We start from the raw sequence: 8,671 nt of genomic DNA, 5'->3' as shown, positions 1-8,671 counted from the left end.
GGGGCAGGGAGCAGGGGGAAAGAATTAAAAACCATTAATTTGTATCAAGATTTTCGTGAATTGGTATAAGCTAGATATCCAATAAACGCCCAAATCAATGCAGCCACAATCAATACAACAGCACCAGTTAACCGCCAAGTCCGGCTAGTTTTCCAATATAAAGCAGGTACGGCACAGATACCGCCCAAACCAGTCAGGATAAAACCTATGCCTGATAGTACAGGTGTTCTGATCATGTTTAAATTCATGATGCGGATACCGACAACGATCGCCACCAATCCCGCAAAAAAAGCGTAAATTGCTACTGTCCACAAATCCCAGCCAAATGCTAAGGCGATCGCGGCTGCTATAAATAAAACTCCGAAGAGAACGGTTGTTTCGCCAAAGGCAATGTTAAAGCTACCACGCACAGGCCATGTGAACATCATGTGCAGCCCAGTTGTTAAGGCGATCCCGCCTGTAACACCAAAACCAGGAATCCACTGTTTCTGATTTGAGCTAACTAAGCCTCGGTTCACGTAATCAGCTAGGAGAATAAAAAAGCAGGGGGGAAGGGAGCTCTTAGCAGGGGAGAAAAGCCACCTACAAGAGATGGGGTTTTAACCAAAGGTGAAAGGGAGCAAGGGAGCCTGAACGAAGTTCGGTTTGTACCTACAGTCCCCTCTTCTCCCTGCTAAGAGCCCCCTGCCTCTAATCAACCCAGCTACCATATTGATCAACATGAGTGTGATGTAGTCGATAAACACAAGCAACCCCTATATTTCTTTTTGAACGTAGCCAATTTTTTTTCGTAAACTTATACGCAGTTTTCTTGAATCTATCTAGTCAGTTGCAAATACAACAAAGACTAGTTTATTTTGCTTTTAGTCTTCCTTTATGGATATTTTAGGCTTAAGTATATTGCCTCAAAGTATTGTGCAGCAAAATTTATAGACATTTTATCTACCAAGTTACTACTAATTAGCTAGTAGTACAAAGGAACTCTAATTTTTAGGTTACTGGTATTAATTGACATCAATTAGCAGCAAAAATTAACAATTGTGCAAGTCAATACTATTTTCCATAGGTATCCGCCCTTTGGTAGACTTGAAAACTGAAATAGCCAGATGAAATAACGCAAAGACAAGCAGTTGAGAGGGGGACTCTGTGGAAAATACGCTTGGGTTAGAGATTATTGAAGTAGTAGAACAAGCCGCGATCGCATCTGCAAAGTGGATGGGTAAAGGCGAAAAAAATACTGCTGACCAAGTAGCAGTAGAAGCTATGCGAGAACGCATGAACAAAATCTATATGCGCGGTCGCATTGTGATTGGTGAAGGGGAACGTGATGACGCTCCCATGTTATACATCGGTGAAGAAGTTGGTATTTGTACCCGTGAAGATGCGAAAGACTTCTGTAATCCAGATGAATTAGTCGAAATTGACATCGCCGTTGACCCCTGCGAAGGGACAAACTTGGTAGCATACGGACAGCCTGGTTCAATGGCTGTTTTGGCAATTTCTGAAAAAGGTGGCTTATTTGCTGCACCTGACTTCTACATGAAGAAACTCGCAGCACCTCCAGCCGCTAAAGGTAAGGTAGACATTAACAAGTCAGCCACCGAAAACCTCAAAATTCTCTCCGAGTGCTTAGATCGTTCTATTGATGAACTCGTAGTAGTTGTCATGAAACGCGAACGCCACAACGATTTGATTAAAGAAATCCGTGATGCTGGGGCGAGAGTCCAACTGATTTCTGATGGGGACGTAGGTGCAGCTATTTCTTGTGGTTTTGCGGGAACTAACATCCACGCATTGATGGGTATTGGTGCTGCACCGGAAGGTGTGATTTCTGCGGCGGCTATGCGGGCGATGGGGGGACATTTCCAAGGACAATTGATCTACGATCCAGAAATAGTGAAAACAGGTCTGATTGGGGAAAGCAAAGAAGCTAACCTTGAGCGTTTAAGGTCTATGAACATCAATGACCCCGATAAGGTCTACGATGCTCATGAACTCGCTTCTGGTGAAAATGTTCTATTCGCTGCTTGCGGTATTACCTCTGGTAACTTGATGAACGGTGTCCGTTTCTTCAATGGTGGTGCTAGAACTCAAAGCTTGGTTATTTCCAGCCAATCCCGCACAGCGAGATTTGTCGATACAATCCACATGTCTGATGCACCGAAGATTCTGCAATTGCACTAGAAATTAGGGAATAGGTAGTAGGGAAGAAGAAGCAGAGGAGAAAAGGAACAGGGAGCAGAGGGTAGAAGCATTTCCCCCTTACTCCCTGCCCCCTGCCCCGGTTCCTCTTCACTACTCCCCAATTGTTAATAACCCATTACTAATAATTGATAAGAAATGAATATTGCAGTGGTGGGGTTAAGCCATAAAACAGCCCCAGTCGAAATCCGGGAAAAGCTGAGTATTCCAGAACCACTCACCGAAAGCGCGATCGCTAATTTAACCGGCTATCCCCATATTGACGAAGTAGCAATACTCAGCACTTGTAACCGTCTGGAAATCTACATTGTTGCAAGTGAAACTGACCAAGGTATCCGTGAAGTTACTCAGTTTCTTTCAGAACATAGCAAATTACCTGTGCCTTCTTTAAGGCAACACCTGTTTGTGTTACTGCACGAAGATGCTGTCATGCACGTTATGCGAGTAGCTGCTGGTTTAGATAGCCTGGTACTGGGAGAAGGTCAAATTCTGGCTCAGGTGAAGAATACTCACAAATTGGGGCAGCAATACAGCGGTATAAAAACAATTTTGAATCGATTATTTAAACAAGCACTTACAGCTGGAAAGCGGGTACGTACGGAAACAAGTATTGGAACTGGTGCTGTCTCTATTAGTTCGGCTGCTGTGGAGTTGGCACAAATCAAAGTAGCAAATTTAGCTGCTTGTCGAGTCGCAATTCTCGGCGCTGGCAAAATGTCGCGGTTGTTGGTACAGCACTTAATTTCAAAAGGCGCGGCACAGATTAGTATTGTCAATCGATCGCGCGATCGCGCCCAGGAATTGGCACAACAATTTTGTGACCAACCAATCCGCACTCATTTACTTGGGGAAATGATGACGGTAATTGCCGAAAGTGATTTAGTATTTACCAGCACTTCGGCAACGGAGCCAATACTTGACCGCGCCAAGTTAGAAATAGTTTTAGAACCTGGCCGTCCTCTGATGTTATTTGATATTTCTGTGCCGCGAAACGTTCACTCAGATGTAAACGAATTGGCAAATGTACAAGCGTTTAATGTCGATGATTTGAAAGCGGTAGTAGCACAAAACTACGAAAGCCGCCGGAAGATGGCTCAAGAAGCAGAAAAACTTTTAGAAGAAGAAGTGGAAGCTTTTGATGTTTGGTGGCGCAGTTTAGAAACGGTGTCTACTATCAGCTGTCTGCGGAATAAAATCGAAACCATCCGCGAACAAGAGTTAGAAAAAGCTTTGTCGCGCTTGGGTTCAGAATTCGGAGACAAACATCAAGAAGTAATTGAGGCTTTAACAAGAGGAATCGTTAACAAAATTTTACATGATCCGATGGTGCAACTGCGAGCGCAGCAGGATGTAGAGGCTAGACGACGTTGTATGCAAACGCTGCAAATGTTGTTTAATCTGGATGTTGAAGAGCAGTTCGGCTAAACCAATTTAAGATTTTATTTTGATCAAGGTGCGTGACGCGATCGCTAACGCACCCAAATATGTCTGGTTTAATTAGCCTTATATTTTGCGATCGCAATTTCAAATTCTTCCAAAGCCTGAAGATTGCCTACTTGCCAAGCACGTTCCACAAACATGGGAATTATTTGTTTAATTGGTATATCTTCAAATAAAGGACTAGTATCAGAGATTAAATAAATCCCATCACTTAATACATAAATTTTCAGTGTGCCGCTATCATACACCCAGAGTTCAGGCACACCAATTGCTCTATAGGCATCAAGTTTAGTTTTAGAGGTGACATCAGCTTGAATTGCTAAATCTGGTGGTGGATCATCGGGTTGCAAGCGACGACAACCTATCATGCGTTGATAATTTTGGATGTAAAAGCAAGCGTCGGGTTCAACTCCTGCTATCCCTAGCTTTTTAAAGGTGGTAGAACCAAAAGGTTCATACCTTCTACCTTGAAATCTAAGTAAAGCTTTGACAAAATCTGAAATTTGTTCTTTTGGCTTTTCATGTTCAGGTAAAGGAACCATAATTTCTAAAGTACCCTGGCTGTAAGCTACTCTCGCACGCCGCTTTTCTCCCAATTCCTCTAAAATCGCCTCAAATTCTGACCAACTCACATCTGGTATAGTAACTGTACTACCAGGAGCCAAGCGCATCTGGCTAACAGGTTTCACAACGGGAATGACAGCAGTCATAATTTCAAGAAGGAAAATATTATATATTACTTTATCAAATAAATGTTGCTGGCTGGTTTTTGCTGGAGCGATCGCCAAGCCTGATTTTTCAAAATTTATCACTAAAAATAAACACAGAAAACTACCTGTGTTTACTTAAAATCTAATTTACAGCCAGAAATGTTGTCACACATTTGTATCTATTATCTGTGATTTAATTTTCTTACGATAGACTAGTATTCTCTGCCAATTAATTATTCATACTGTCTTGGCGATCGCTAATCAACATCGGCAATATTTTGAATTTTTAATCATTACGATTTTAATTACTTATAAAAGAGGTTTGATTTTCTTATTTTTCTAACTAATGAATGTTTCAGTATAGCGAAATGTAAAGAACAACTTAAGAAACTTCATTTTCTTTCTCAACAAATCGCAAAATTAACATTAATTCAAAATTTAACCGACATAAAACTAGCGCTGTTTCGTAGGAGAACAGCACGACTAATTCGATTTCTTTCTAATTAGATTAGGGTCGAATTAATGATCACAAAATTATGAAAAAAGAAAAGTTTCAGACCCTGCTACAGTTTTTTAAAGTGTTAGCAGACGAGAGTCGATTAAAGATTGTGGGTATCTTAGCAAATCAGGAGTGTAGCGTGGAAGAATTAGCAGCGCTGATGCGACTTAAAGAACCGACAGTATCGCACCATTTAGCAAAACTCAAGAAACTGAATTTGGTAACTATGCGCCCTGATGGTAATAGTCGTCTTTATCAACTGGATAGTGAAGCTTTAGAAAACATTAGCAAAGAACTTTTTACCCCTGAGAAGATAGCATCTTTAATCGAGTATGTAGATACTGAAGCTTGGGAAAGCAAGGTCATAAACAACTATTTAGAAAGTGATTCCAACAACTTGCAGGTAGTTCAACGCCTCAAAGAAATTCCCACTAATCGCAAAAAGCGCTTGGTAATTCTGAAGTGGTTAGCGAGTAAATTTGAGCCAGGAGTTGAATATTCAGAACAGATGGTAAATGAAACTCTCCAAAGCTATCATCCCGACTATGCAACTTTGCACAGAGAGTTGATTAGTTACCAGCTAATGCAGCGAGAAAATGGAGTTTATTGGCGTATTTGAAATGAAGAATTGGAAGAAATGAGCATGTTCAATTTGTAATAAAACTATTCTCTACAGCCTGGGATTATACTCAACGTAGTGGCTCATCAGTTGCATTTTCAAGCGTTACCATTCTGATGATGCCACTTTATAACAGAATTGATAACTAATCGTTTTTATGAGGAATTTTAGTATAAAATATCAATATTTTTGCACTTTTAAGGACAGGCAAAACATCATCCTAAAATCATTTTATTGCTATATTTTTTTTGTATGTTCTCCTATTACCCAGCCTCTTTTATCAGTTCCTTCCAAGCAAACATATAGCCAATTCCCATCCGAATTTTTTTTTAAAACAATTATTTCTTGATTAAGCTTTATACGCTGTATTTCAGGGTCGTTTTTTAGTGGTTGTTCACGTAATGCCAAACCTAACTTCCTTGTAACAGAAGCTTTATATGCTCCTGGTCGAAGAAAACATGCTGAATTACTTTTTTGAGCCGTTGCAGTAGTTTCTTGCGAATTAACTAAGGATGTTGAGCGAGTTAATTCTTGACAACCTTTTATCAAACCAAAAATACCACCGCCGCCTAAAAGAGCAACAACAATTGGTACAATTACGTCCTTAGACCAAGCATGGGCATTTAGACGAGATGGCATAGAATGATTATTACGAAAGCTAGTTACTAAATCTGCATTTTTTTCATCAATATACAGCGTTAGAGCCTGTAGTGCATTATTGGGTATCTTTTCTACTTTAATAGAAAAAGCAAAGCCATACTCTGTAAAGCTACATATCGTAACTTCATTTGTTAAATACCAATTCCACCAATTGACAGCCTTTGCTTCGAGGTGTAATGAAGATTCTTGTCGAATTAATTTTCCATCAAAATATATATAATATAAACGTTCATCCTCAGAATTACTATCAATATCAATCTTTACTTCGTGGTTCTTACCATTCAATTCAACTTCCCATTTTTCCGTAATCATCATAATGATATTATTAGGATTATATCTGGGTTTAAATAACTTTTACTAATAGCAATCCGGTTTGATTTAAAAAAAATCCGTAGACTTGAAATTTAAGTTGAAATTGAGAAATTCCCAACGCTATTACTTTCAACATTGAGAAACTAGCGCAAGGATAACTTACTTACGTATATATCAAAAGCGTATTAAAAGTCATGTATAGTAATAATTTGAAGTTTTGTGGAAGTATTTTAGTGTTAATTTTACCACTAACCACAAAACTATCAGTTTAAAAAAAATTATTTGCCGAGATAAGCTTCTAAAACTTGGGGATTGGTTTGAATTTCAGATGGGTTACCGTCAGCTAAATTTTGTCCTTCAGCCAGTACCCAAACGCGATCGCACAAGGACATAATTACATCCATATTGTGTTCAATAATCAAAAACGTCATCCCATCCTGACGGTTCCAAGTGACGATGCGATCGCATATATCATCAATTAACCTCGGATTCACCCCGGCTGCTGGTTCGTCCAACAAAATTAACTTGGGATTAGTCATCAAAGCCCTGCCCATTTCCAGCAGCTTGCGTTGTCCACCAGACAAACAACCAGCGTAATCTTGCGCTTTATGCGCTAATCCCACAGACTCTAATAAAAACATCGCCCGTTCTTGCAATTGTTTTTCTTCTTTAGCGACTACGTGGGGTTGTAGTTGTACTTGCCAAAAACTCTCGCCTGTTTGCTTTTGCGCCGCCAACAGCATATTTTCTAACACTGACAACCGCGAGAGAGTCCGCGCAACTTGAAAAGTTCTGATTAATCCCTGCTGGGCGATTTGGTATGGTTGCAACTGTTGAATCTGTTCCCCATCAAAAATGACTCGGCCTTTGTCTGGGCGAATGAAATTAGAAAGTAAATTAAATAAAGTCGTTTTACCTGCACCATTGGGGCCAATCAACCCAGTGACGCTACCTTTAAGAACTTCAATACTGGCCTCATGGACTGCTTTGATCCCGCCAAAGCTTTTACAAAGTCCAGAAGCTGCTAACAAAGGAAGTGGCGATGATTGGTTATTTACCAAGGGTGAGTTCCTCCTTTTTGCCTAAAATACCTTGAGGTCGCCAAACCATTAGTACCATTAAGATTAAACCGATAACCATGATCCGAAACGCCCCTAGACGCGCTTCATCTAAGGGGATAATTCTGGGTAGAACTTCTCTGGTGATGGCATCATAAGCAAAGTAAATCACTGCACCTAAGATTGTGCCGATATTATTACCGGAACCGCCTAAAATTACCATGATCCAAGCGTCAAAGGTTAGCTGTGGTTGAAAATTATCAGGGTAAATGGCACTTAATTGCCAAGCGAAGAAAGCACCTGCGACACCTGCGATCGCACCTCCTAACATCAGGGATTGCACTTTATACCAAAAGACATTTTTTCCCAAGGCTTTCGGGATTTCTTCATCTTCACGGATCGCTTTTAATACTCGTCCCCAAGGCGATCGCACCAAAATTTCTAACCGCCAAAATACAAACGCTAATACTAACAACGACAACAACATCAAACCTGCTTTGGGATTGTAGTTATACAAACCAATCACACCAGAAATGTAAATTGCAGCTGTCAATAAACCGAAGGCTATTCCTACTCCTAAACGCGATAACAATTCTTGCTTGCTACCTGTTTTTTTAGAAGTATCAGCCGCCAGAAATTTTTGGGCTGTGCGAATCCATCGCCACAATGCAAAAAAAGTTACAGCCGCCAACAGCGTCAGCAACGCAATCATCACCAGGCGAATTGCTAAATTTGGCTCTGTGGATAAGGGTATAGTATAACTTTGTACCCCAAACGCCCCAGATATCCAGGTATCACCTACAGGTAAATCTTGGTTATTCACCACCAACCGAATCAGTTCACCCGTACCGATAGTGACGATCGCCAAATAATCTTCTCGTAAGCGCAGGGTGGCAAAACCAATTATCAAGCCCAACAAAGCCGCTACCACCGCCCCAATAACTGCTGATATTAGTAGAGGAATGCCTTGCAAGCTTAGCAATATTGTGGTATATGCTCCCAAGGTCATAAAAGCAATATGACCAAAATTAATTAACCCCGTAAAACCCCACTGTAAATTTAGTCCCAGACCGAACAGAGCAAAAATTGCCGTAGAAATTGCCAGAAAAATTAAATAATCAACCATATTAGTGAATAGTCATTAATCATTAGTTCTTCTCCCCCTGCTCCC

Annotated in this window: 8 protein-coding genes; 3 read left to right on the top strand and 5 right to left on the bottom strand. The window is 40.5% G+C overall.

From position 1 onward, the window contains the following. Positions 1-44: 44 nt before the first annotated feature. Complete coding sequence (locus IQ259_RS26220) at positions 45-518, bottom strand: DUF981 domain-containing protein (RefSeq protein WP_339383837.1); 474 nt, start codon at positions 516-518, stop codon at positions 45-47. A 628-nt stretch (positions 519-1,146) separates the two neighbouring features. Here IQ259_RS26220 and glpX point away from each other — a divergent pair. Beyond that, the gene (gene glpX, locus IQ259_RS26215; protein WP_193888913.1) at positions 1,147-2,184 is read left to right on the top strand and encodes a class II fructose-bisphosphatase; all 1,038 of its coding nucleotides are present in this window, start codon (positions 1,147-1,149) and stop codon (positions 2,182-2,184) included. Positions 2,185-2,340: 156 nt separating this feature from the next. After that, on the top strand, positions 2,341-3,627 hold the full coding sequence (locus tag IQ259_RS26210; protein ID WP_193888912.1) for a glutamyl-tRNA reductase: 1,287 nt from the start codon (positions 2,341-2,343) through the stop codon (positions 3,625-3,627). A 68-nt stretch (positions 3,628-3,695) separates the two neighbouring features. Here IQ259_RS26210 and IQ259_RS26205 read toward each other — a convergent pair whose 3' ends face one another. Continuing rightward, a complete protein-coding gene (locus tag IQ259_RS26205) occupies positions 3,696-4,352 on the bottom strand; it encodes a Uma2 family endonuclease (protein ID WP_193888914.1) in 657 nt (218 codons plus the stop codon). Between the two features lie 536 nt (positions 4,353-4,888). Here IQ259_RS26205 and IQ259_RS26200 point away from each other — a divergent pair. After that, positions 4,889-5,470 carry a metalloregulator ArsR/SmtB family transcription factor gene (locus tag IQ259_RS26200; RefSeq protein ID WP_193888911.1) on the top strand — a complete coding sequence of 194 codons (582 nt, stop codon included), beginning with the start codon at positions 4,889-4,891 and terminating at the stop codon, positions 5,468-5,470. A 237-nt stretch (positions 5,471-5,707) separates the two neighbouring features. Here IQ259_RS26200 and IQ259_RS26195 read toward each other — a convergent pair whose 3' ends face one another. The 3 genes from IQ259_RS26195 to IQ259_RS26185 all read right to left on the bottom strand — a co-directional run bounded on the left by IQ259_RS26195 (position 5,708) and on the right by IQ259_RS26185 (position 8,626). Next, positions 5,708-6,445, bottom strand: coding sequence for an SH3 domain-containing protein (locus IQ259_RS26195; protein WP_193888910.1), 738 nt, complete (start codon positions 6,443-6,445; stop codon positions 5,708-5,710). A gap of 275 nt (positions 6,446-6,720) precedes the next feature. Next, positions 6,721-7,503, bottom strand: a complete 783-nt coding sequence (locus tag IQ259_RS26190) for an ABC transporter ATP-binding protein (protein ID WP_193888909.1) — start codon at positions 7,501-7,503, stop codon at positions 6,721-6,723. Continuing rightward, a complete protein-coding gene (locus IQ259_RS26185) occupies positions 7,493-8,626 on the bottom strand; it encodes a branched-chain amino acid ABC transporter permease (RefSeq protein ID WP_193888908.1) in 1,134 nt (377 codons plus the stop codon). The genes IQ259_RS26190 and IQ259_RS26185 overlap by 11 nt, the downstream gene beginning before the upstream one ends. Positions 8,627-8,671 lie beyond the last annotated feature (45 nt).

The organism is Fortiea sp. LEGE XX443 (assembly GCF_015206815.1).
GTDB lineage: Bacteria > Cyanobacteriota > Cyanobacteriia > Cyanobacteriales > Nostocaceae > Nostoc_B.
This window is presented reverse-complemented; position numbering and strand designations above follow the sequence as displayed.

What these genes read in the sequence shown, in the direction of transcription:
- IQ259_RS26210 (WP_193888912.1), top strand. Translation starts at nt 2,341, where the DNA reads ATGAATATTGCAGTGGTGGGGTTAAGCCATAAAACAGCCCCAGTCGAA.
- IQ259_RS26205 (WP_193888914.1), bottom strand. Translation starts at nt 4,352, where the DNA reads ATGACTGCTGTCATTCCCGTTGTGAAACCTGTTAGCCAGATGCGCTTG.
- IQ259_RS26200 (WP_193888911.1), top strand. Translation starts at nt 4,889, where the DNA reads ATGAAAAAAGAAAAGTTTCAGACCCTGCTACAGTTTTTTAAAGTGTTA.
- IQ259_RS26195 (WP_193888910.1), bottom strand. Translation starts at nt 6,445, where the DNA reads ATGATGATTACGGAAAAATGGGAAGTTGAATTGAATGGTAAGAACCAC.
- IQ259_RS26185 (WP_193888908.1), bottom strand. Translation starts at nt 8,626, where the DNA reads ATGGTTGATTATTTAATTTTTCTGGCAATTTCTACGGCAATTTTTGCT.